The sequence below is a fragment of the Streptomyces sp. NPDC021224 genome (genome assembly GCF_044332905.1).
Taxonomy (GTDB): domain Bacteria; phylum Actinomycetota; class Actinomycetes; order Streptomycetales; family Streptomycetaceae; genus Actinacidiphila.
The window spans coordinates 114312-135804 of record NZ_JBIRPW010000005.1; the positions used below are offsets into that span (position 1 = coordinate 114312).

The 21493-nt window shown below is 74.2% G+C and carries 22 protein-coding genes and 1 tRNA gene; 11 read left to right on the forward strand and 12 right to left on the reverse strand.

Annotated features, from left to right (window positions below; all coding sequences use genetic code 11):
* The first annotated feature begins 70 nt into the window (after nt 1-70).
* The 3 genes from ACH4PY_RS14770 (at nt 71) to rdgB (ending at nt 1985) form a co-directional block, all read left to right on the forward strand.
* Nucleotides 71-304 (forward strand): glucose PTS transporter subunit EIIB, encoded by a 234-nt coding sequence (locus ACH4PY_RS14770; protein WP_031524681.1) that lies wholly within the window; start codon nt 71-73, stop codon nt 302-304.
* Between the two features lie 265 nt (nt 305-569).
* Nucleotides 570-1307: a ribonuclease PH gene (gene rph / locus ACH4PY_RS14775; protein ID WP_398181141.1), complete on the forward strand. Its 738-nt coding sequence runs from the start codon at nt 570-572 to the stop codon at nt 1305-1307.
* 72 nt (nt 1308-1379) lie between these two features.
* Complete coding sequence (rdgB, locus tag ACH4PY_RS14780; protein ID WP_398181144.1) at nt 1380-1985, forward strand: RdgB/HAM1 family non-canonical purine NTP pyrophosphatase; 606 nt, start codon at nt 1380-1382, stop codon at nt 1983-1985.
* 60 nt (nt 1986-2045) lie between these two features.
* Here the strand turns inward: rdgB and ACH4PY_RS14785 are convergent.
* The 4 genes from ACH4PY_RS14785 to bcp form a co-directional block, all read right to left on the reverse strand.
* Nucleotides 2046-2129: transfer RNA gene (locus tag ACH4PY_RS14785), tRNA-Leu, on the reverse strand.
* Nucleotides 2130-2146: 17 nt separating this feature from the next.
* Nucleotides 2147-2638: an HNH endonuclease signature motif containing protein gene (locus ACH4PY_RS14790; protein ID WP_398181148.1), complete on the reverse strand. Its 492-nt coding sequence runs from the start codon at nt 2636-2638 to the stop codon at nt 2147-2149.
* Nucleotides 2635-3261 (reverse strand): HNH endonuclease, encoded by a 627-nt coding sequence (locus tag ACH4PY_RS14795; RefSeq protein WP_398181151.1) that lies wholly within the window; start codon nt 3259-3261, stop codon nt 2635-2637. The genes ACH4PY_RS14790 and ACH4PY_RS14795 overlap by 4 nt, the downstream gene beginning before the upstream one ends.
* Before the next feature lie 77 nt (nt 3262-3338).
* Nucleotides 3339-3806, reverse strand: a complete 468-nt coding sequence (gene bcp, locus ACH4PY_RS14800) for a thioredoxin-dependent thiol peroxidase (RefSeq protein ID WP_398181154.1) — start codon at nt 3804-3806, stop codon at nt 3339-3341.
* A 97-nt stretch (nt 3807-3903) separates the two neighbouring features.
* Between bcp and ACH4PY_RS14805 the strand changes: the two genes are divergently transcribed.
* Both ACH4PY_RS14805 and ACH4PY_RS14810 read left to right on the forward strand, forming a co-directional pair.
* Nucleotides 3904-4230 carry a DUF3618 domain-containing protein gene (locus ACH4PY_RS14805; RefSeq protein WP_398181157.1) on the forward strand — a complete coding sequence of 109 codons (327 nt, stop codon included), beginning with the start codon at nt 3904-3906 and terminating at the stop codon, nt 4228-4230.
* A 49-nt stretch (nt 4231-4279) separates the two neighbouring features.
* Nucleotides 4280-4582 (forward strand): GroES family chaperonin, encoded by a 303-nt coding sequence (locus ACH4PY_RS14810; protein ID WP_398182103.1) that lies wholly within the window; start codon nt 4280-4282, stop codon nt 4580-4582.
* A gap of 69 nt (nt 4583-4651) precedes the next feature.
* Here the strand turns inward: ACH4PY_RS14810 and ACH4PY_RS14815 are convergent, their stop codons facing one another.
* The 4 genes from ACH4PY_RS14815 to ACH4PY_RS14830 are packed head-to-tail and all read right to left on the reverse strand — an operon-like array spanning nt 4652 to nt 8297.
* Entirely contained in the window at nt 4652-5500 is an 849-nt protein-coding gene (locus tag ACH4PY_RS14815) for a GNAT family N-acetyltransferase (protein WP_398181160.1), read from the reverse strand.
* A 51-nt stretch (nt 5501-5551) separates the two neighbouring features.
* Nucleotides 5552-6502, reverse strand: coding sequence for an ATP-binding cassette domain-containing protein (locus tag ACH4PY_RS14820; RefSeq protein ID WP_398182105.1), 951 nt, complete (start codon nt 6500-6502; stop codon nt 5552-5554).
* Between the two features lie 39 nt (nt 6503-6541).
* The gene (locus tag ACH4PY_RS14825; RefSeq protein ID WP_398181162.1) at nt 6542-7501 is read right to left on the reverse strand and encodes an ABC-2 family transporter protein; all 960 of its coding nucleotides are present in this window, start codon (nt 7499-7501) and stop codon (nt 6542-6544) included.
* Nucleotides 7494-8297, reverse strand: coding sequence for an ABC transporter permease (locus ACH4PY_RS14830; RefSeq protein WP_398181165.1), 804 nt, complete (start codon nt 8295-8297; stop codon nt 7494-7496). Before ACH4PY_RS14830 ends, ACH4PY_RS14825 begins: the two co-directional genes overlap by 8 nt.
* 407 nt (nt 8298-8704) lie before the next feature.
* On the opposite strand from ACH4PY_RS14830, the gene ACH4PY_RS14835 reads away from it, so the two are divergent.
* Entirely contained in the window at nt 8705-10975 is a 2271-nt protein-coding gene (locus ACH4PY_RS14835; RefSeq protein WP_398181168.1) for a transglycosylase domain-containing protein, read from the forward strand.
* Between the two features lie 244 nt (nt 10976-11219).
* Here the strand turns inward: ACH4PY_RS14835 and ACH4PY_RS14840 are convergent, their stop codons facing one another.
* Entirely contained in the window at nt 11220-12356 is a 1137-nt protein-coding gene (locus tag ACH4PY_RS14840; RefSeq protein WP_398181171.1) for an aminotransferase class V-fold PLP-dependent enzyme, read from the reverse strand.
* Between the two features lie 97 nt (nt 12357-12453).
* On the opposite strand from ACH4PY_RS14840, the gene ACH4PY_RS14845 reads away from it, so the two are divergent.
* Nucleotides 12454-13758 (forward strand): DUF445 domain-containing protein, encoded by a 1305-nt coding sequence (locus tag ACH4PY_RS14845; RefSeq protein WP_398181173.1) that lies wholly within the window; start codon nt 12454-12456, stop codon nt 13756-13758.
* Between the two features lie 193 nt (nt 13759-13951).
* Nucleotides 13952-14803, forward strand: a complete 852-nt coding sequence (locus ACH4PY_RS14850) for a fumarylacetoacetate hydrolase family protein (protein WP_398181176.1) — start codon at nt 13952-13954, stop codon at nt 14801-14803.
* Between the two features lie 459 nt (nt 14804-15262).
* Here ACH4PY_RS14850 and ACH4PY_RS14855 read toward each other — a convergent pair whose 3' ends face one another.
* A complete protein-coding gene (locus tag ACH4PY_RS14855) occupies nt 15263-15733 on the reverse strand; it encodes a heme-degrading domain-containing protein (protein WP_398181179.1) in 471 nt (156 codons plus the stop codon).
* Entirely contained in the window at nt 15730-16791 is a 1062-nt protein-coding gene (locus ACH4PY_RS14860) for a Gfo/Idh/MocA family oxidoreductase (RefSeq protein ID WP_398181182.1), read from the reverse strand. The genes ACH4PY_RS14855 and ACH4PY_RS14860 overlap by 4 nt, the downstream gene beginning before the upstream one ends.
* Nucleotides 16792-16847: 56 nt before the next feature.
* Here ACH4PY_RS14860 and ACH4PY_RS14865 point away from each other — a divergent pair, with 56 nt between their 5' ends.
* Nucleotides 16848-17963 (forward strand): ROK family transcriptional regulator, encoded by a 1116-nt coding sequence (locus ACH4PY_RS14865; RefSeq protein WP_398181185.1) that lies wholly within the window; start codon nt 16848-16850, stop codon nt 17961-17963.
* A gap of 250 nt (nt 17964-18213) precedes the next feature.
* Nucleotides 18214-19353, forward strand: coding sequence for a pentapeptide repeat-containing protein (locus ACH4PY_RS14870; RefSeq protein ID WP_398181188.1), 1140 nt, complete (start codon nt 18214-18216; stop codon nt 19351-19353).
* Between the two features lie 58 nt (nt 19354-19411).
* On the opposite strand, the gene ACH4PY_RS14875 is transcribed toward ACH4PY_RS14870, so the two are convergent.
* Nucleotides 19412-20578, reverse strand: a complete 1167-nt coding sequence (locus ACH4PY_RS14875) for an aminoglycoside phosphotransferase family protein (protein ID WP_398181191.1) — start codon at nt 20576-20578, stop codon at nt 19412-19414.
* 55 nt (nt 20579-20633) lie between these two features.
* Here ACH4PY_RS14875 and ACH4PY_RS14880 point away from each other — a divergent pair, with 55 nt between their 5' ends.
* Nucleotides 20634-21392, forward strand: a complete 759-nt coding sequence (locus ACH4PY_RS14880) for a GntR family transcriptional regulator (protein ID WP_398181193.1) — start codon at nt 20634-20636, stop codon at nt 21390-21392.
* The last annotated feature ends 101 nt before the right edge of the window (nt 21393-21493 follow it).

Here is a 21493-nt window from a genome sequence, read left to right on the forward strand (position 1 = left end):
AAGTTGGGCCAACCGTGCGTTACCGTGACATTACGGACCCGCGGTGGGTCAGGGAAACAGGGAGACACCAATGGCCACCAAGGCAGAGAAGATCGTCGCCGGGCTCGGCGGAATCGACAACATCGAAGAGGTCGAGGGCTGCATCACGCGGCTCCGCACCGAGGTCCGCGACCCCGCGCTCGTCGACGAGGCCGCCCTCAAGGCCGCGGGCGCACACGGCGTCGTGAAGATGGGCTCCGCCATCCAGGTCGTCATCGGCACCGACGCCGACCCGATCGCCGCGGACATCGAAGACATGATGTAGCCCTGCCGGGACCCTCGGGGGCGGCCGCGCCTCCTTGCCGGGCAAGAGATTTTTTCCGCGCCCCGCCGGGGAGGCGGCAGGGGCTGGCGCGCGGAGGATCGCCGGGCCGCCCGGCGCACCGCCGCGCGCCGCCTCACGAAGGCTCCCCGGCGGGGCGCGGAAAAAGATCGCCCCCGGCCCGGGGCAAGCACCCGGCGGGGCGCGGGTCCCGCGGGCCCGGGTGGACCCGGGAAAGGCGCCGGGCGCACCCGGATAGGGTGCGGGGATGTCACGTAACGACGGCCGCAGGCCGGATGAGCTTCGAACCGTCACCATCGAACGAAGCTGGAGCAAGCACGCCGAAGGCTCCGTCCTCGTGTCCTTCGGCGACACCCGCGTCCTCTGCACGGCGAGCGCCACCCAGGGCGTCCCCCGCTGGCGCAAGGGCAGCGGCGAAGGCTGGGTCACCGCCGAGTACGCCATGCTGCCCCGCGCCACGAACACCCGCGGCGACCGCGAGTCCGTCCGCGGCAAGATCGGCGGCCGCACCCACGAGATCTCCCGCCTCATCGGCCGCTCGCTGCGCGCCGTCGTCGACTACAAGGCCCTCGGCGAGAACACCGTCGTCCTCGACTGCGACGTCCTCCAGGCCGACGGCGGCACCCGCACCGCCGCCATCACCGGCGCCTACGTCGCCCTCGCCGACGCGGTCACCTGGATGCAGCAGAACCACTTCATCAAGGCCAAGTCCCGCCCGCTGACCGGCACCGTCGCCGCCGTCAGCGTCGGCATCGTCGACAGCGTGCCGATGCTCGACCTCGCCTACACCGAGGACGTCCGCGCCGAGACCGACATGAACGTCGTCTGCACCGGCGACGGCCGCTTCGTCGAGGTCCAGGGCACCGCCGAGGGCCAGCCCTTCGACCGCGCCGAACTCGACGCGCTGCTCGCCCTCGCCGTGAACGGCTGCGCCGAACTGACCGCGGCCCAGAAAGCGGCCCTCGAAGCCGTCACCGAGGCCTGACCCGACGCGCGCGCGTACCGCGTACGCCCCCGTACGCGGTACGCGCCCGGCGGCCCCGGGATAATCGGACCCATGACGCGCCGCCTCGTACTCGCCACCCGCAACGCCCACAAGGTCATCGAACTGCGGGCCATCCTCGCCGGCACCGGACTCGACGTCGACCTCGTCGGCGCCGACGCCTACCCCGAGATCCCCGACGTCAAGGAGACCGGCGTCACCTTCGCCGAGAACGCGCTCCTCAAGGCGCACGCCCTCGCCCAGGGCACCGGCCTGCCCGCCGTCGCCGACGACTCCGGCCTGTGCGTGGACGTCCTCGGCGGCGCCCCCGGCATCTTCTCCGCCCGCTGGGCCGGCCGCCACGGCGACGACACCGCCAACCTCGACCTGCTCCTCGCCCAGCTCTCCGACATCGCCGACGAGCACCGCGCCGCGCACTTCGCCTGCGCCGCCGCCCTCGCCCTCCCCTACGGCACCACCCGCGTCGCCGAGGGCCGCCTCACCGGCACCCTCCGCCACACCCCCGCCGGCACCGGCGGCTTCGGCTACGACCCCGTTCTCCAGCCCGACGGCGAGACCCGCACCTGCGCGGAGCTGACCCCCGACGAGAAGAACGCCATCAGCCACCGCGGCAAGGCCTTCCGCGCGCTGGCGCCGATGGTGGCGGAACTGCTGGGCTGAGGCCTGCCGGGCATACGAACGGCCTGCGCCTCGCACATGCGAATCGCAGGCCGTTTACGGTGCGGCGGAAGGGATTCGAACCCTCAAGCCCGGTCAAGGGCCACAGAACCTAAATCTGCTGCGTCGCCGTTGCGCCACCGCCGCCGGTTGGCCCGGCCATTCTAGCGGTGCTCCTCCGCCGCCATCCGCTCGCCCGTCCTTCCGCCGCGGCACCACGTGCCGGTGACCGCATGGCAGTTGGGACACAGCAGCCGCAGGTTCTCCAGCCGGTCGTCGCTCCGGTCGCCGTTGACGTGGTCCACCTCCAGCGTCATCGGCTTCCCGCGCCACACGGGCCCCGTACCGCACTGGGCGCACAGCTCCGAGACGCCCATCTGTGCCATGGCGCGCCGGAGCGCGACCGCCCCCGTCCGGCCGCCGCCTTCGCGCTTCACAAGCACCTCCGCCGCGGGCCGTACCCGCTTGGGCCCCGGCCTGCCGCGCTGGTGGGCCTGCCCGAGGAAGTGCGAGTCGTCGATGCACGCCGCCGCGATCTGCTCGCGCAGCCACGCCCGCTCGCGACCGTTGTCCGGTCGCCCGAGCCGCCGCAGCGTTCCGGCGATCGAGACGGAAGCGGCGACGGCCGCACGCACCTGCGCGCCGTCGGGCCTCACCGGCGCCGCCCGCGGTAGGTGTCGGTCGTGGAGTGGCAGTTGGGGCACAACAGCCGCAGGTTGTCGCGGCGGTTGTTGCGCCAGTCGCCGTCCGTGTGGTCGACCTCCAGGGGGAGCGGGCGCCCCTGCCAGTGCGGCTGCGTGCCGCACAGGGCGCAGCGCTCGGGGACGCCGGACGCGCGCAGGGCGCGTTTGAGCTGGGCGCCGGGCAGGCGCCTGGGGTGGTCGGGGGGCAGTTTCACCAGGACGTCGGCGGGCGTCCTCCGGCGGGGGCCCCGTGCGGGCGCGGGGGCGGTGAAGTGGGCCGTGCTGATGCCCAGCGCGCGCACCCGGCGGGTGATGTGGGTGTGGTGGCCGCCGGTCACGTCGAGGCCCAGGTGGCGCAGGGTGCCCGCGAGGGAGGTGGCCGCCGAGACGGCCGCCTCCAGAGCCTCCCGGCTCCAGCGGGTGCCCTCCCGTTCAAAGTGCGCGGTGCCTATTCCCAGGGTCCTGACGCGTTCCCGCAGGTATTTGCGCCGCGGCGCGTCCCGCGGATCGACGCCGAGCGCGGTGAGCGCCTCGGACAGCGTCCGCGCCGACGCGACCGCCTCCGCCAGCGCCTCCCGGGTGTATCTGGCCGTCATCCCGCACCCCCGCAACCAGGACGTGTGTTCGTCCCTCGTACGGACTAACGCTCCGCGCCGCCGCCGGTTACGGCTGTTCAGACGTCCAGGTCGCGGAGGAGTTTGGCGACGTGGCCGGTCGCGCGGACGTTGTGGAAGGCGTGGGCGATCGTGCCGGACTCGTCGACGACGAAGGTGGAGCGGATGACGCCCATGATCTTCTTGCCGTAGTTCATCTTCTCGCCGAAGGCGCCGTAGGCGGTGAGGGTGGCGCGGTCGGGGTCGGACAGAAGAGTGACGCGGAGGGATTCCTTGGTGCGGAATTTCGCGAGCTTCTCGGGGGTGTCGGGGGAGATGCCGAGGACGTCGTAGCCGGCGGCGGCGAGCTGGTCGAGGTTGTCGGTGAAGTCGCAGGCCTGCTTGGTGCAGCCGGGGGTCATGGCGGCGGGGTAGAAGTAGACGATGACCTTGCGGCCGCGGTGGTCGGCGAGGGAGACGGGCTTGCCGTCGGCGTCCTGGAGGGTGAAGTCGGGGGCGGGGTCGCCGGGGGACAGGCGCTCGGCCATGGGGAAGCTCCTCAAACGGGGGTGCCGACGAGGCGCGGGCCGCGTCGAACTGACAGACTGTCCGAACGGTACCTAATCAGCCGATGGAGGATACGCGGTGTCGGACGACGTCAGGACGCCCGCTCAGATCGAGGCGGACATCGCCCGCAGGCGGCAGGACCTCGCGGAGACGCTGGACGAGCTCGCGGTGCGGGTGCATCCGGCGACGATCGCGGCGGACACGAAGGCCAAGGCGGTGTCGGCGGTGGACCGCACGGCGGGGCGGGCGTACACGAAGATCAATCAGGCGGTGGGGCGGGTGGCCGCGCCCTTCGTGGGGGCGGACGGCGCGCCGCGGCTGGAGCGGATCGTTCCGGCGGCGGTGGCGGGTGTGGCGCTGATCGCGGTGGTGGGCGGTCTCTCGTCGTGGCGGCGCCGCCGGTAACGTCGTGCGGGTGAGTTCGAACAGTGAGCACGACAAGCTGCCCATCCGGATGCTGCACGACCGCGTCCTGGTGCGGCACGAGGCCGGCGAGGGCGAGCGCCGCAGCGGCGGCGGCATCCTGATTCCGGCGACGGCGGCGGTGGGCCGGCGGCTGGCGTGGGCCGAGGTCGTCGCGGTGGGGCAGAACGTACGGACGGTGGAGGTCGGCGACCGGGTGCTGTACGACCCGGAGGACCGGGCCGAGGTGGAGGTGCGGAGCGTGGCGTACGTGCTGATGCGTGAGCGCGATCTGCACGCGGTGGCCGCGGAGCGCCTGAAGGGCACCGACGACTCCACCGGGCTGTACCTGTGACCGTGATCCGCTGACCGACCGTCTCCCGGTGCCCCGGGCCGCAGGGTGCGGCCCGGGGCACCGCTGTGTTCAGCCGAGTTCGAGCGTGGTCGTGGCGTAGGTGGCCTCGTGGCGCGAGTAGGGCGCGGGGCCGGTGTACATGCGGGTGAAGCGGGCGGTCGGGGTGAGGCCGCGGGATGTCACCAGATCGAGTGCCGCGGTGTTGTGGTCGGGTACGTCCACGCAGATCTCGGCGTCCGGCGGGAGTCCGTCGGTGAGGGCGTCGAGCAGGTCGGCGGCGCCGGTTGGGGTGTCGGCGAAGAGGGGGCCGACGCGCAGGCCTTCGTGGGCGGCGCGGATGACGCCGTAGCCGGTGACGTGTCCGGCGTCGTCGAGCAGGACGCGGGCGGTGTGTCCGTCGGCGGTGAGCCAGCGGCTGAGGAAGGCGTGGCGTTCGGCGGGGAAGCACCTGGTGTCGTAGGCGCTGATGGCGTCGAGGTGGTAGGGCGTGACGGCGCGGACGGCGGCGGACGGGGTGCTGCGGTGGGGGCGGCCGGTGTGGCGGATCTGGTCGTGGGCGGCGGTGAAGCCGGAGCGTTCGTAGGTGGCGCGCTGCTGGGGTACGGCGTCGAGGCCGACGAGGCGGCCTTCGGCGTGCGGCATCGCGGCTTTCCAGGTGGCGATGCCGAGGCCGGTGCCGCGGTGGTCGGGGTGGACGAGGTAGAAGCCGAGGAAGGCGAAATCGGGCGAATAGGTCACGACGGAGACGGCGGAGACGACGCGGCCGCCGAGCCGCCCGACCAGGAAGCCGGCCGGGTCGGTGGGGCGGAAGCAGGCCGCGTCGCCGAGGCCGGGGTTCCAGCCCTCGGCGGCGCACCATGTGATGATCTCGTCCCAGTCGGCGGCCGTCGCCTCGGCGACGGTGAAGTCCTCCCGCACATGAACTCCCTTGTTCTGTGGTCCCGGCCCGCACGGACGGTTCCGGGGATGTTACGCCGCCCCGTACATCCGGGCGATGACATCTTCGATGGCGGGTTCGCGGACGGACAGGTCGACGAGGGGGTGGTCGGCGGCGAGGGCGGCGACGAGCGGGGCGGCGCTGTGCCCGGCGGGGAAGGCGAGCCACTGGCGCGGGCCGTCGCTGCGGATCCAGCGGGCGCCGGGGATGTGCACGGCGGGCAGCTCGCGGGCGAAGTCGACGACGAGGGTGCGTTCGGACTCCCCGGCGGCGTGCAGCCCGTCGAGGTCGCCGTCGTACATGAGCCGGCCGTGGTCGATGACCATGACGCGGCTGCACAGGGTCTCGATGTCGGTGAGGTCGTGGGTGGTGAGCAGCACGGTGGTGCCGCGGTCGGCGTTGACGGCGGCGAGGAACTCGCGGACCTTGGCCTTGCTGACGACGTCGAGGCCGATGGTGGGTTCGTCGAGGTAGAGCACGTCGGGGTCGTGCAGCAGGGCGGCGGCGATGTCGCCGCGCATGCGCTGGCCGAGCGACAGCTGGCGGACGGGGACGTCGAGCAGCGGGCCGAGGTCGAGGAGGTCGACGCAGGAGTCGAGGTTGCGGGTGTAGCGGGAGGGCTCGATGCGGTACATGCGGCGGACCAGCTCGTAGGAGTCGCGCAGCGGCAGGTCCCACCACAAGGTGGTGCGCTGGCCGAAGACGACGCCGATGCGGCGGGCGAGCCGGGTGCGGTCGCGGGAGGGGTCGATGCCGGCGACGCGGACGGTGCCGCCGCTGGGGGTGAGGATGCCGGTGAGCATCTTGATGGTGGTGGACTTTCCGGCGCCGTTGGGGCCGATGTAGCCGACCATCTCGCCGCGCGGCACGGTGAAGGACAGGCCGTCGACGGCTGCGACCTGGTGGCGTTCCCTGCGCAGGGTGCGGCCGGCGGCCTTGCGGCGGACGTCGAAGACCTTCTCCAGGTCCTCGACGGCGATCATGGGGTCGGCGCCCGGGGTGGGGGTGTCGGTCAACGGATCTCAGCTCCCGGTACTGCGGTAGGAACGGACGCCGGCGCGCCAGGCGAGCCCGGCCAGCGCGCAGCACAGGGCGGCGACGGGCGCGCCGAGGTAGTCGGCCCAGCCGGGCAGGCCGAGCGGGTCGGGGCGGCCCAGGATGTGCAGCACGGGCATCCAGTTGACGAAGGCGAGGGGGACGACGAAGGTGACCCCGCGCACGAGTTCCCGGCCGAAGATGCCGGGCGGGTACTGGAGCAGGGTGTTGCCGCCGTAGGTGACGGAGTTCTGCACCTCGGAGGCGTCGCCGGCCCAGAACTGGAAGGCGGCCCCGGCGACGAAGACGGCGCAGAAGATCGCCGTCCCGGCGAGCAGGGTGACGGCCAGCAGCGCGGCCCGGCCCGCCGTCCAGTCGACGTCCGTCCGCAGCACGCCCCAGCCGAGGACGGCGACGCCCTGGGTGACGCGGCCGAGGCGGCGCAGTGCGAAGCGGTCGGCGGCGACCTGGGCGACGAGCGGGGCGGGGCGCAGCAGCAGGACGTCGAAGGTGCCGTCGCGGACCCGGTCGCCGAGCGAGCCGGCGTTTCCGGCCAGCAGGTCGGACAGGCCGAAGGAGACGCTGGTGGTGCCGTAGAGCAGGGCGATCTCGGGCAGGCCGAAGCCGCCGAGGGTGTCGATGTGGGAGAACATCAGGGCGATGGTGACGAAGTCGAGCGCGGTCGCGGCGAGGTTGCCGAGGGTCGTGAGGGCGAAGGACGTGCGGTAGGCCATGGTGGAGCGCATCCACATCCGCACGATCAGCCCGTAGGCGCGGACGCCCGCGCGGACGGGCCCGGGGTGGGGGCCGGTCCCGGTGGCGGACCCGGCCGGTGGGACCGTGGCGGCGGGGCCGGCGCTCCCGGTGGTGCCGGTGCCGGCAGGGTCCGTGGGGTCGGCGGCGCCGGTGGTGTCGGCGGCGCCGGTGGTGTCGGCGGTGTCAGCCACCCTGGACCACCACCCGGCGGGTCGCGGCGCCCTGGATCAGCCGTCCGGCGGTCAGCAGTGCGGCGGCCCAGCCGGCCTGGACGGCGAGGGCCTGGGCGGCGCCCGTTCCGTGCCGGCGGCCGAGCAGCAGGTCGGCGGGGGTCTGCAGCATCGCCGCCCAGGGCAGTGCCTGGGCGAGGCCGGCCAGTGCGCCGGGGAAGGCGTTGAGCGGCAGCAGCATGCCGGAGAAGAACAGCGCGACGATCCCGGCGATCTGCATGACCCCGGCCCCGTCCATGAGCCAGAAGGCGCTGAGCGCGATGAGGTAGCGGATCGCGAAGCTCACCAGCAGGCCGAGTGCGAGGGACACCGCGAAGAGCACCCAGGGCAGCGCCGTGCCGGGCAGCGCCAGGGTGAAGACCAGGGCGCCCGCGACGGCCGGCAGGATCCCGCGGCCGAGCAGCTGGAAACCGGCCCGGCCGAGGTCGGAGGCGAGCCACCAGCCCTGCAGGTCGGCGGGGCGGTAGAGGTCGATCGCGATGGCGCCGGAGCTGATCCGGCCGATCATCTCGCGTTCGAAGCCGCCGCCCATCTGGGCCATGGGCGCGAGCAGTCCCTGGCCGATCCACACGTAGGCCAGGGCCTGCGCCTCGGTGTAGCCGCCGAGGTGCGGGCGCTGGTCCCACAGGGCGATGTAGCTGTAGGAGATGATGAGTCCGAAGACCGTGTTGGTGATGACTCCGGCCGCCGTGGCGATGCGGTACGTCGCATAGCGCCGGAAGCCGCGGACCATGACGGCAGCGTAGAAGCCGCCCATACCTTCCGCCTTTCTCCCGTTCCCGCTTTCCCAGGGCTCGGCCCCCGTCGTGGCGCCGTGAGATGGGCCACATCCCCGCGGGACACACAAGCGCAGGAGCCTAGTCGGCCGCGCGGTGCGGCTTCCACTGCTTTTCGCCGGAGTTTCCCGGGGTTCCGCGCCGTTTCCCGGGCTGTTTCCCGCCGGGTGGCGCCTGCCGGGGTTTGACCGTCCTGTCACAGGCCTGTCACGGATGGGCGGCCGGATGCCCGGGCGGACGGGGGATGCGCCAGTGTGGGAGGAGTGTGCGCCCTGGGGCGTACGTACGATTACGTGCAGGTCCGTGCCGGTTCGGGGCGGAATTCTCGGTGTTCTCTCGGTTTTCCGCCGCGGACAACCCCGGCGGCGGATGAGGAGTCCCTACTGATATGAGCGACGCGCACTTCGGGGCGGCGGGTGGCGCCGCCGGCGGTTCGGGCCGGTCCGGCCGTACGGGATGGCGGCGGCTGGTGCCGACGTGGCGGGTCGTCCTGGGCACTTTCCTCGGCATCCTGGTACTGCTGCTGGGCGGCTTCTTCCTGGGCTACGCGCTGGTGTCCATCCCGGACGCGAACGCCGCGGCGGTCGCCCAGAGCAACGTCTACTACTACTCCGACGGCAAGACCGAGCTGTCCCGCGACGGCGCGGTCAACCGGCAGAACGTGTCGCTGTCGGAGGTCGCGAAGACCGCGCAGTACGCGGTGCTCTCCGCGGAGGACCGCAGCTTCTACCACGAGTCGGCGGTCAGCCCGAAGGCGATGGTGCGGGCGGCGTGGAACACCGCGACCGGCAAGGGCCGGCAGTCGGGTTCGACGATCACCCAGCAGTACGTGAAGAACTACTACCTGAACCAGAACCAGACGGCGTCGCGGAAGATCAAGGAATTCTTCATCGCGATCAAACTCGACCGGAACGTGACCAAGGACGAGATCCTCGAGGGCTATCTCAACACCAGCTACTACGGGCGGAACGCGTACGGGATCCAGGCCGCCTCGCAGGCCTATTTCCACAAGAACGCGTCCGACCTGACGACGGCGGAGGGCGCGTACATCGCGACGCTGCTCAACGCGCCCAGCGAATTCGACCTCGCCGCCCACCCGGAGAACGCGCACGCGGCCCAGGCGCGCTGGAACTACGTCCTGGACGGCATGGTCAAGGAGCACTGGCTCAGCGCGTCGCAGCGGGCCGCGACGAAATTCCCGACCATCGGCGCGCCCACCCCGGTGGCGAGCAAGGCGGGCCAGCGCGGCTACATCATCGAGGCCGTCAACGACTACCTCGACGCCAACCACATCGTCGACGCCGACTCGCTGCGCCGCGGCGGCTACCGCATCGTCACCAGCATCCAGAAGGGCAAGGAGGACGACTTCGTCAAGGCCGCCCAGGCCCAGGTCTACGACAAGCTCGGCAAGAAGAAGGCCGACTCGTACGTGCGGGCCGGCGGGGTGTCCATCGACCCCGCCACCGGCGAGGTCGTCGCCCTCTACGGCGGCATCGACTACACCAAGCAGTACGTGAGCAGCGCCACCAACGCCACGTACACCCCCGGCTCGACCTTCAAGCCGGTCATCCTCACGGCCGCGCTCCAGCACGACTCCCGGACGCAGAACGGCAAGCGGATCACGCCGAAGACGGTCTACGACGGCGAGAACAAGCGGCCCGTCGTCGGCCCGGACGGGCCCGTCGGCTACGCCCCGGAGAACGAGGACGGGCACAGCTACGGGCGCATAGACGTCACCCGGGCCATGGACAAGTCCGTCAACTCCGTCTACGCCCAGATGGCGCAGGACGTCGGCACGGACAAGGTCATCGACACCGCGCACGACCTCGGGATGCCCGACTCGGTGAAGATCCCGACGACGCCCGCGATGGCGCTCGGATCCTTCGGTGCCAGCCCGCTGGACATGGCGCAGGTCTACGCGACCCTCGCCAACCACGGCAAGGAGATCCCCTACACGCTGGTGAAGAAGGTCAGCAGGGACGGCAACGACCTGCCGCTGCCCGACCGGCAGGCGCACCAGACCGTGCCGCGGGACGTCGCCGACACCGTCACGCAGGTGCTGCGCAGCGTCGTGGAGAGCTCCGGCGGCACCGCGACCGTCGCGCAGGACTCCGGATGGCCCTCCGCGGCCAAGACCGGCACCGCGGAGAACGACACGGCCGCGTGGTTCGCCGGCTACACCCCCAAGCTCGCCACCGTCGTCGCACTGCTCGGCATGGACCCCGCCAACGGCAAGCAGAAGCCGATGTACGACGCGATGCACACCGACCGCATCAACGGCGGCGGCCCGCCCGGCGCGGTCTGGGCCGACTACACCGCCGCCGCGCTCGACGGGGTGCCCGTCGCCGACTTCGACCTCGACACGAACGGGGACGTGCCGACGCTGCCGCCGGTCACGGACGAGCCGTCCGACGAGCCGACCTCCGGGACGGGCGAGACGTCCGCGCCGCCCTCCCACACCACGCCGCCCCACACCTCGCAGCCGCCGCCCAGCGATTCGGGCGGGCCGACCGACGAGCCCACCTCGGAGCCGCCTCCCACGTCGGAGCCGCCCCCGACGCAGCCCACGCTCGACCCGCTCGGCGGCCTCACCGGCGGCGGCGCCGGCGGCGACTCGGGCGGCACGGCCCGCCCCGGCGGCGGCTCGGAAGGGGGCTAGCCCTTTTTGGGCCTGCGGGCGCCCCGGGCTGCCTCTTGCGGTAGGCATCGCGATCGTCCGCCGGTGGTGGGTTGCGCGCGCAGTTCTCCCCCAGGCTTCGCCCGGGAGGTGCCCCCACGCGCCCCTGGGGGTGCCCTCTGCGCGCGGGGTGCGCGTTTTCAGGGGCGCGGGGAACTGCGCGATCAGCCCGTCACCGGCAGAAGGTCGCGGACGCCACCGCACGAGGCACCCCGGGGCGCGGGGCTCACCGCAAGGATGAGAGCGCCTTCGTCACCTGCGGGGCCACCCAGGACGGGGTGGAGGCGTGCGGGGACAGCCGCAGGGAGTCGGGGCGGACCGTGGGGGTCAGGCCCTGCTCGTGGAGGGCGGCGGCCACCGTGGGCGCGGGGACGCCCGGGAGGCGGAAGGAGACGATCCCGGCCCGGCGGGGGCGCGCCGTCTCGGAAAGAACCTCCGCCCCGGCGGACCGCACCGCGTCGAGCAGTTCGTCGACCCGCGCGGCGACCGCGGACTCGATCGCCGCGACCCCCGCCTCCTCCACCACCCGCAGCGCCGCGGCGAACGCGGCGGCCGCGACCGGGCTGAGGTTCGTCAGGCTCAGCCGTCCCGCGTCCGCGGCCGGCGGGTGCTCGGCGCCGTCGAAGAGGGCGACGTCCTCCACGCCCGTCCACCCGGTGAGCGTCGGCGCGAGCCGTTCGAGCGCGCGGTCGGACAGCGCGGCGAAGCCCGTCGACCAGCCGGCCCGCAGCCATTTCTGGCCGCCCGTGACGACGACGTCCGCCGCCTGCCAGGGCATCTCGACGACCCCGAAGCCCTGGATCGCGTCGACGACGAGCAGCCGGTCGGGCCCGATGACGTCGCGGATCGCGGCGAGGTCCGCGCGGTGGCCGGTGCGGAAGTCGACCGCGCTGAGGGAGACGGCGACGACGTCCGCGGTGAGCGCGTCCCGTACCGCCTCCGGGGTGGGCCGCCCGCGCAGCCAGCGTGGTTCGGCCAGGCCCGCGGCGGCGGTGCGGCGCCACGGGTAGTGGTTGGCGGGGAAGTCGCCCTCGGGCACGAGCACCGTGCCGGAGGGGATGCCGAAGGCGGCCTGGAAGAGCCCCGTGGTGGTGTTGGGCAGCAGCACCGTGTGCGCGGCGTCCGTGCCGGCCAGCCGCGCGGCGGACTCGCGGGCCCGCAGGTCGGCCCGCATCAGCTCGTTGACGGTGGTGTGGTCGGCGCGCGCCGAGCGGCCGAGCGCCTCGGCGGTGGCGTCGAGCACCGCGCGCGAGGGCGGCCCGTAGCGGGCGAAGTCCAGGTAGCCGGCGGGGGCGTCGAAGAGTTCGGCGTACCCGGCGAGCGCGCCGCCGGTGCCCGTCGCGTCGTGCGTCGCGTCGTCCATCAGGGTCGCTCTCCTGTCCGCGGGGCGGCGCGGGAGGCGCCGGGAACCCGCCGTTCGTTCCACTTCCGTCAGCGCTGGCGACAATACGCAGGTGGATATGCGGGCGAAGCAGGTGGACCAGGTGCCGGGGAGTGTCGTACCGGCGGGCGCGGCCGATCCGGACGCGGCCCGGCGGCGTGGAGTGCGCCGGATGAAGCTCATCGCGACCGGCTTTCTCGCGGTCGCGACCGCCGTCTACGCCCTGGCCAAATGGGCGGACGCGAGCGGTTCCGGCGCGTGGGCCGGGTATGTGGCGGCCGCGGCCGAGGCGGGCATGGTCGGTGCGATGGCGGACTGGTTCGCCGTCACCGCCCTGTTCCGGCATCCGCTGGGCCTGCCCATCCCGCACACCGCGATCATCCCCACCAAGAAGGACGCGCTCGGCGCGAGCCTCGGCGACTTCGTGGGGGAGAACTTCCTGTCCGGCGAGGTCGTCCGCACCCGGCTGCGGGCCGTCGGTGTCGGCTCCCGGCTCGCCGCGTGGGTGTCGGAACCGGCCCACGCCGAGCGTGTCACCGAGCAGGCCGCCGCCGCGCTGCGCGGTGTGCTGACGGTGCTGCGCGACTCCGACGTGCAGGCCGTCGTGAGCGAGGCGATCACCCGGCGGGCCGCCGCCCAGGAGGTCGCCCCGGCGCTCGGCAAGCTGCTGGAGCGCACGGTCGCCGACGGCGGCCACCGCCGCCTCGTCGACCTGGTGTGCGTGCGCGCCCGCGACTGGCTGGTCCAGCACTCCGACTCCGTCATGGCCGCCGTGCAGGGCGGCGCGCCCGGCTGGACCCCGCGCTTCGTGGACCGCAAGGTCGGCGAGCGCGTCTACAAGGAACTGCTGCGCTTCGTCACCGAGATGAACGAGTCGCCCGAGCACCCCGCGCGCGGCGCCGTCGACCGCTTCCTGCGCGACTTCGCCACCGAGCTGCAGACCGACCCCGACACCCGCGAGCGCGTCGAGCGCCTGAAGAACGACCTGCTCGCCCGCCCCGAGGTGCAGGAGCTGATCGCCTCCGTGTGGGGCTCGGTACGCGCCATGACGGTCGCCGCCGCCGAGGACGAGCACAGCCAGCTGCGCACCCGCACGCGCGCCTCGCTGCTCACCCTCGGCCGCCGGATGTCCGCGGACCCGCGGCTGCGGGAGAAGGCCGACGGCTGGCTGGAGGACGCGGCGGTCTACCTCGTCACCACCTACCGCGACCAGATCACCGCGCTCATCAGCGAGACCGTCGCCGGCTGGGACGCGGAGCAGACCTCCCGCAAGATCGAGGCGCACGTCGGGCGCGACCTGCAGTTCATCCGCATCAACGGCACGGTCGTCGGCGCACTCGTGGGCCTGCTCATCTACACCGTGTCGCGGCTGGTGGGCGGTTGAGCCCCCTCCGACGTCTGCGCAGGCCGCAGTGGCGGACCTGACGTGACGTCCAGCCCGTGAACAGGGCTTGCGTGGATCCGCTGCCGGTCGCAGGATCGGAAAGACATCCGATGACATCTCCGCCCTGCCGGAGGACGTGCGCCGTCCGCGCCGTGCTCCGCCGCGGACACCCTAGGCACAACGGAGTACCCCTGTGAAGCTGCTGCGAGTCGGACCCGCCGGGGCGGAGCGCCCCGCTCTGCTCGACCAGGACGGAGTCGTGCGCGACCTCTCCGGACTCGTCCCCGACATCGACGGCGCGCTGCTCGCCGACGCCGACGCCCTCGCCCGTGTCGCGGCCGCCGACACCGCCGCGCTGCCCGCGCTCGACGCGGACCTGCGGGTCGGGCCGCCGCTCGCCCGCATCGGCAAGATCGTCTGCATCGGCCTCAACTACCACGACCACGCCGCCGAGACGGGCGCGCAGGCGCCCGCCGAGCCGGTCGTCTTCATGAAGGCCCCCGACACCGTCGTCGGCCCCGACGACACCGTGCTCGTGCCGCGCGGCAGCACCAAGACCGACTGGGAGGTCGAACTCGCCGTCGTCATCGGCCGCGAGCTGCGGTACGCCGCCGACCACGAGGAGGCGCTCGCCGCCGTCGCCGGGTACGCCGTCGCGCACGACGTCTCCGAGCGCGAGTTCCAGATCGAGCGCGGCGGCCAGTGGGACAAGGGCAAGAACTGCGAGACCTTCAACCCGCTCGGCCCCTGGCTCGTCACCGCGGACGAGGTTCCCGACCCGCAGGCGCTCTCGCTGCGGCTGTGGGTCAACGGCACGCTGCGGCAGGACGGTTCGACGCGCGACCAGATCTTCCCGGTCGCGGAGGTCGTCCGCTACCTCAGCCACTTCATGACGCTCTACCCGGGTGACGTCATCAACACGGGGACGCCGGCGGGCGTCGCCCTCGGCCAGCCCGAGCCCCGCCCGTACCTGCGGGCGGGCGACACGGTGGAGCTCACGATCGAGGGGCTGGGGCGGCAGAAGCAGGTGCTTGCTTCGGCGTAGGGGGGGCGCTCCGTTCTGCGTGGTGCGGTTCGCCGCGCGACCTTCCCCCGGTGGGGGGTTGTCGCGCCGTTCTCCCCCAGAGCTTCGCCTGGGAGGTGCCCCCACGCGCCCCATGCGCGGCGCGCCGGTGGGTGGGTCGGGGGCCGCCACGGGGCACCTCCTCGGAATGCGCGTTCGGCCTCTTACCTGGTTGGTGAGGGACTGGGAGCGCATTCCTGCGGGGGCACCCCGCACCGTCCCCCTCCGGCCGGTTGAGCGGCTGCCTGCCGGTGGGGGTGAGTGTGTGCAGGGCGGGGCTGCGGGGGAGAGTTCGCGTTTTTCAGGGGCGCGGGGAACTGCGCGACAAGCCCCCACCGGGCGGACGGCGAACTGTCACCGCAAGTGGCAACCACCCAGGGGCGCGTGGGGGTAGCCCCACGCGAAGCTCTGGGGAGACGGTCGCTCACGAGGCGACAGGCGTCAGGCCAGGAATTGCGTGAGGGCCTGCACGATGAGGGCGTGGTCTTCCGTTTGGGGGAGGCCGGAGACGGCGACGACGCCGATGATGCCGACGCCGGCGACGCGCAGCGGGAACGCGCCGCCGTGCGCGGCGTAGAGCGCGAGGTCGAGGTGTGAGGACGCCTCGAAGGTCGTGCCCTTCGCCCGGAACCGCTCGCCGACCGCGAGCGACGACGTCCCGAACCGCAGCGCGACCCGCGTCTTGCGTTCGAGCCATTGGTCGTTGTCGGGGGCCGTGCCCTCCAGGGCGTAGTGGAAGAGGCGCTGCTCCCCGCGGCGGATGCCGATGACGACGGGGGCGCCCTGCTCGCGCGCGAGGTCGACGAGGAGGCATCCGAGGCGCCAGGCGTCGTCGTGGGTGAAGCGGGGGAGGACGAGGGTGCGTTCCTGCTCGGCGAGTTCCGCGGGGTCGACGAGGTGCGGGGTGGTCACAGGGTCACCGCCTGGCCGGTGAGGGCGGATTCGCGGGCGGCTTCGATGACCTCGATGGCGGCGGCGGCTTCCCACGCGGTGACGGGTGGGGGTGTGCCCTCGCGGAGGGCGGTTTCGACGGCGGCGTAGAAGGCCGGGTAGTCGCCGGGGGCGGAGGGTACGGCCCAGGCCGTCTCGTCGGTGCCGGCGGTGCCCCACGCGTCCTCGGGTTCGGTGCCCCAGTCGGTGCCTTCGCCGGGGCGCAGGCCTTCGCGGAGGGCGGCTTCCTGGGGGTCGAGGCCGTACGTGACGTAGCCGCCGATGCTGCCGAGGACGCGGAAGCGGGGGCCGAGGCGGGAGGCGGTGGCGCTCATCCACAGGTGGGAGCGGACGCCGCCCGTGTGGGTGAGGGCGATGAAGTCGTCGTCGTCGGCGGCGGCGCCGGGGCGTCGTACGTCCGATTCGGCGTAGACGGTGCGGACGGGGCCGAAGAGGGTGAGGGCCTGGTCGACGAGGTGGCTGCCGAGGTCGTAGAGGAGGCCGCCGATCTCGGCGGGGTCGCCGGATTCGCGCCAGCCGCCCTTGGGCTGGGGGCGCCACCGCTCGAAGCGGGATTCGAAGCGGTGGACCTCGCCGAGTTCGCGGTGGGCCAGGAGTTCGCGCAGGGTGAGGAAGTCGCTGTCCCAGCGGCGGTTCTGGAAGACGGTGAGCAGCAGCCGGTGCTCCTCGGCGAGGGCGGCGAGGGTGCGGGCCTCGGCGGCGGTCGCGGCGAGCGGCTTGTCGACGACGACCGGCAGTCCCGCTTCGAGGGCGGCGGTGGCGAGGGGCACGTGGGTGCGGTTGGGCGAGGCGAGGACGACGAGGTCGAGTTCGGCGGCGCGCGGCCACAGTTCGTCGGCGGTGCCGGCGAAGACGACCCCCGGATGCTCGGCGCGCGCCTGCGCGCGCCGCTCGCGGTTGCCGGTGACGATGGTGTCGAGGTGCAGCCCGGGTGCGGCGGCGATCAGCGGGGCGTGGAAGAACGAGCCGGCCGGGCCGTAGCCGACCAGGGCGACGCGGAGGGGAGCGGCGGTGGTCATGCACCTCACTTTGGCAACAGTGTTGCCAAAGTGCAAGCGCGCGCGACAATGAAGGGGTGACCACGCCCCCGTCCCCGGACCGCGCCGCCCCGCCGCCCCCGCCCGCCGGCGGCGCGGACCGGGGCGGGCTCAACCTCCCCGGGCTGCGCAGCCACAACGCCGCCGTCGTGCTCGGGCTGCTGCGGGACGCCGCGGGCGGGCTCAGCCGGCTGGAACTGGCCGAGCGCACGGGGCTCACCCCGCAGGCGGTCAGCAAGATCACCGCCCGGCTGCGGGCGGACGGCCTGGTCGAGGAGGCCGGACGGCTCGCCTCGACCGGGGGCAAGCCGCGCACCGAGCTGCGGCTCGCGGCCGGGGCCGCCTTCGCGGTCGGGGCGCATCTGGACGGGGAGGCGCTCACCGCGGTCGTCACCGACCTCGCGGGGCGCACGGTCGCCGAGCACGCCGCGCCGCTCGACCTCGGGCGGCCCGTACCGGAGGGCCTGGCGGCGATGGAGCGCGAGCTGCGCGCCGCCGCCGCGCTCGCGCCCGGACGGGTCCTGGGCGTGGGTGTCGGGATCCGCGGCCCGCTCGACCACCGCACCGGCACGCTGCGCGCCGTGACCGGCTTCCCGCACTGGTCGGGCTGCGCGCTGCGCGAGGAGCTGGCGCGGCGGCTTCGCCTGCCCGTCGCCGTCGACAAGAACACGAACGCCGCGGCCCTGTCCGTGCTGGCCGAACCCGGTCCGGACGGCGGCTCGTTCGCCTACCTCCACCTCGGGACGGGGCTCGGCGCCGCGCTCGTCCTCGACGGCACGCTGCACCGCGGCGGGGCCGCGGGCGCGGGGGAGTTCGGGCACCAGGTCGTGCAGCTGGACGGGCCGCCGTGCAAGTGCGGGCGGCGCGGCTGCCTGGAGGCCCTGTGCCTGGCGGCGGTGGCCCGCGGCGACACGGACCGGGCCGCGTACCTGCTCGGTGTGGGGGCGGCGAACCTGGTGGCGCTGCTGGACGTCGACCGTGTGGTCCTCGGCGGCCGTACGGTGCTGGCCGCGCCGGACGCCTTCCGCGCGGGCGTGTCCGCCGCCGTCGCCCCCGCCCCCGTCACCCTCCCCGCCGCCGGCCCCCGCGCCACCCCCGAGGGCGCCGCCCTCCTCGCCCTGGCCCCGCTCTTCGCCACGACCGCGCTGTCCTGACGGCACCCGGCGCGGGCGGTCGGGGGCGTCCGGCCCGGCCGCCGGGGGCGGGAGTGCCCCAGGCGTATTGACCCGCGGCATGTCCGCGAAGTCCCGCCTGGCGGGCGGCGCCCGGCACGCACGCCAGCTGCGTTGCCGGGCTCGTCCGGGCGGGTCCGCTACGAGGACGGCCCTCCGCCGTGCGATCGCACGCACCAGGCACCGTCCGGCCCGGCCGCCCGGGGCGGGAGTGCCCTAGGATCCATTGGCCATGGGGGTATCCGTGCGTGGCCGGCGGCGGGTGGTCCGGGTGGCCGCCGTCGCGTCGGCGGTGGTGGCCGTCCTGGGCGGACTGCTCCTCGCCCTGCTGGTCCTTCCCGGCCTCGTGGTCGACCACGACCTGGCCGGCGGCCGGGTCCCGGCGGCGGAGCGGCTGAGCGCGGTCAACGACGTGCGCACCACGCTGCTCCAGGCGCTGGGCGGGGCAGTCGTGCTGTTCGGCGCCTTCGCCACCTGGCGGCAGGTGCGGGTCAGCCAGGAGGGGCTGAGCGCCACCCGGGAGGGCCAGGTCACCGACCGGTTCAGCCGGGCCGTGGAGCACCTGGGCAGCGACAAGCTGGACGTGCGGATCGGCGGCATCCACGCGCTGTGGCGGATCGCGGACCACTCCGCCCGCGACCACGAGGCGGTCGTCGCCCTCATGGCGGCCTACCTGCGCACGCATCTGCCGTGGCCGCCGCCGCACGCGCCGGGCGTCCCGGCGGCGGAGGTGTCCGTGAACGAGGTGCGCCCGCTGGAGACCCGTGCCGCGGACGCGCAGACGGCGCTCACCTGCCTCGGGGTCCTGTGCCAGGACCGCCGTCCCGGCTGGCTCAACGTCAGCTTCACCGATCTGCGCCGGGCCGACGGCGACGGACTGTGGCTGGACGGCCTCAACGCCGACGGCGCGTGCCTGGAGGCGGCGAGCCTCTACCGGGCCAACCTGACCGGGACGTCCCTGATAGCGGCCGACCTGCGGCACGCCGAATGCGGTACGGCGGTGCTGCGCCGGGCCCGCTGCACGGAAGCCGATCTGCGCGGTGCCCGCCTGGTCAGGGCCGACCTGCGGGAGGCGGACCTCACCGGCGCGGACCTGCGGGAGGCCAACCTGCGCAAGGCCCGCGCCGCCGGGGCCGTCCTGTTGCGCGCGGACCTGCGGCTGGCCGACCTGCGGGGCAGCGACCTCGGCGGCGCCGACCTGCGCCGGGCGCGGCTGGAGGGGGCGCTGGCGAGCGACCTGACGGTCTGGCCGCCCGGCTTCGACGCCGCAGCGGCCGGGGTCGTCGTCGCCGACGACCCCGGCGCCGAGCCGGACAACCCGCTCCCGGCCGCCGCCCTCACCCGGCGGGTCCCGCCCCTGCGCTCGACCTGACGGCCGGGCACGTGCCACGGCTCCTGCCCCGCTTCCGCCCCGCGACGGCCTGCCCGTCCTACGGGCGGTCCTCGGGGAGCGGCGGCGGGGGCGGCCAGGAGGCGGGGAGGACCGCATGGACGGAGGCGGCGAGGTCGGCGAAGGGGCGCAGGCGGGGGGAGGCGGGGCCGAGGGCGGCGACCACGGCCAGGCGGTGGGCCAGGCGGCCGCGCGCGCTCGCCGTTCCCCACGTCCAGTCGCGGCGGACGACCTCGCGCAGGTGGTCGGTGCCGTCCCGCCGGGCGCGCTCGACCAGCGCGTCACCGCGCAGCAGCCACCCGGCGCACGCGTCGGCGAGGTCGCCCTCGGGCTCGCCGCCGGTCGCCTCCCGCCACGCCGTGCGGTACGCGGCCTCCGCCGCGCCGAGCGTCGCCGCGGGCGGCGCGGTGACGCACCAGCAGGTGGGGAAGCCGACGCGCAGATAGGCCAGTTCCGTCAGCCCGTTGCCCAGCGAGGCCTGTTCGAAGTCGACGAAGCGCACTCCGGCGGCGGTGTGCAGGTCGTTGCCGGGGCACGGGTCGCCGTGCAGCAGCGCGCTTCCGCCGAGCCGGGCGAGCCGCTCCACCAGCTGCTCCATCGCGTCCGCGGCCCCCTTCGGCACGTCTGCGCCCAGCGCCCGCGCGAGCCGGAGGAAGGCCTCGACGTCCCGGGACGCCGGCCCCTGCCAGGCGGGCAGCCCGCCCGCGACCCCGGGACCCGCGTCCCCCGCCCCTCCGCCGCGCGCTGCCGCCCCGGGCCCGGCGGCGGAGGGCCGGCCCTGCCCGTGCGCCCCGGGCCTTTCGGAGCTGCGTTCGTGCGGGGGAGCCCCCGGCGCGGCGGGGGCGCCGGGCAGTGGCGCCGCGTGGAGGCGGGCTAGTGCGGTCGCCCAGGGGACGTGCCAGTCGGCGGACGGGCGGAGCTCCTCCAGGTGTTCGAGGACGAGGACGCGCCGGAGCGGGTCGGTGGCGAGCAGGCGGGGCGCGACGGGCGGGTCGGCGCGGGCGGCGAGGCGGAGGGCGGCGACCTCGCGGGCGTAGCCCGCGTCCGCGCCGGGGCCCGCGACGAGGTGCTTGACCACGACCGGTGTGCCCGGCGGAAGGTGCGCGTGCCAGACGCGTGAGCGCGGGCTGCTGCCCAGCCGCCGGACGCGGCGGGGCACACCCAGCGCGGCTCGCAGCTCGTCCCCCCACGGCAGGCGCCTCAGCATGCCGCCATCATCCATCCCCCGCGGGCGTGCCGTGCGCGTCTGGGAAGATCGGGGCGTGAGTGACGCCGCCGATCCCCATGCCCCGATCAGGGCCGGCATCCCGGAGCACGGCCGGGTGCCGAAGTATTTCGCCGTCAAGACGCGTCTTGAGGCGATGCTCGACGAACTGGGCGAGGGCGGGCTGCTGCCGACCGAGCGGGAGCTGGCGGCGCGCTTCGCGGTGGCCCGCGAGACCGTGCGGCAGGCGCTGCGGGAGCTGCTGATCCAGGGCCGGGTGCGGCGCAAGGGCCGCGGCACGGTGGTGGCGGGCCCGAAGCTGGTGCAGCCGCTGTCGACGGCGAGCTACACCGAGGGCGTACGCCGCCAGGGCCGTACCCCGGGGCGGCGGCTGATCGACCTGGAGCAGCTGGAGGCCGACCCGGTGCTGGCCCGCGAGCTGCGGATCGAGCCGGGCGCGCCGGTCTGGCACATGGAGCGCGTGCTGCTCGCCGACGAGGAGCGGGTGGGCCTGGAGAGCACGTACCTCGCGGTGGCCCGTATCCCGGACCTGGAGCGGGACTTCGCGCCGGACACGTCGTTCTACGCCTACCTGCGCGAGCGGCTCGGCGTCGAGCCGGTGTCCGTGGACGAGCGGATCGAGACGGTGCTGGCGACCCCGCGCGAGGCGCTGCTGATCGGTACGCCGCCCGCGCTGCCGATGCTGCTGCTGCACCGTTCCAGCCGGGATTCGGCGGGGGAGCCGTTGGAGCGGGTGCGGTCGCTCTACCGCGGTGACCGCTTCAGCTTCACCGTCCGTCTGGACAAGAAGGCCTGACGGACCGTCGGGCGCGGACCCCTCCCGTAAGATCACGGAAAGATAACGGGTCTAGTCCAAGCTTGTGGGCTTGTTCACCCCCCGGCCGCCGTACCGTCGCG

What these genes read in the sequence shown, in the direction of transcription:
- ACH4PY_RS14770 (WP_031524681.1), top strand. Translation starts at nt 71, where the DNA reads ATGGCCACCAAGGCAGAGAAGATCGTCGCCGGGCTCGGCGGAATCGAC.
- rph (WP_398181141.1), top strand. Translation starts at nt 570, where the DNA reads ATGTCACGTAACGACGGCCGCAGGCCGGATGAGCTTCGAACCGTCACC.
- rdgB (WP_398181144.1), top strand. Translation starts at nt 1,380, where the DNA reads ATGACGCGCCGCCTCGTACTCGCCACCCGCAACGCCCACAAGGTCATC.
- ACH4PY_RS14795 (WP_398181151.1), bottom strand. Translation starts at nt 3,261, where the DNA reads ATGACGGCCAGATACACCCGGGAGGCGCTGGCGGAGGCGGTCGCGTCG.
- bcp (WP_398181154.1), bottom strand. Translation starts at nt 3,806, where the DNA reads ATGGCCGAGCGCCTGTCCCCCGGCGACCCCGCCCCCGACTTCACCCTC.
- ACH4PY_RS14810 (WP_398182103.1), top strand. Translation starts at nt 4,280, where the DNA reads ATGCTGCACGACCGCGTCCTGGTGCGGCACGAGGCCGGCGAGGGCGAG.
- ACH4PY_RS14820 (WP_398182105.1), bottom strand. Translation starts at nt 6,502, where the DNA reads ATGATCGCCGTCGAGGACCTGGAGAAGGTCTTCGACGTCCGCCGCAAG.
- ACH4PY_RS14830 (WP_398181165.1), bottom strand. Translation starts at nt 8,297, where the DNA reads ATGGGCGGCTTCTACGCTGCCGTCATGGTCCGCGGCTTCCGGCGCTAT.
- ACH4PY_RS14835 (WP_398181168.1), top strand. Translation starts at nt 8,705, where the DNA reads ATGAGCGACGCGCACTTCGGGGCGGCGGGTGGCGCCGCCGGCGGTTCG.
- ACH4PY_RS14840 (WP_398181171.1), bottom strand. Translation starts at nt 12,356, where the DNA reads ATGGACGACGCGACGCACGACGCGACGGGCACCGGCGGCGCGCTCGCC.
- ACH4PY_RS14845 (WP_398181173.1), top strand. Translation starts at nt 12,454, where the DNA reads ATGCGGGCGAAGCAGGTGGACCAGGTGCCGGGGAGTGTCGTACCGGCG.
- ACH4PY_RS14860 (WP_398181182.1), bottom strand. Translation starts at nt 16,791, where the DNA reads ATGACCACCGCCGCTCCCCTCCGCGTCGCCCTGGTCGGCTACGGCCCG.
- ACH4PY_RS14870 (WP_398181188.1), top strand. Translation starts at nt 18,214, where the DNA reads ATGGGGGTATCCGTGCGTGGCCGGCGGCGGGTGGTCCGGGTGGCCGCC.
- ACH4PY_RS14875 (WP_398181191.1), bottom strand. Translation starts at nt 20,578, where the DNA reads ATGCTGAGGCGCCTGCCGTGGGGGGACGAGCTGCGAGCCGCGCTGGGT.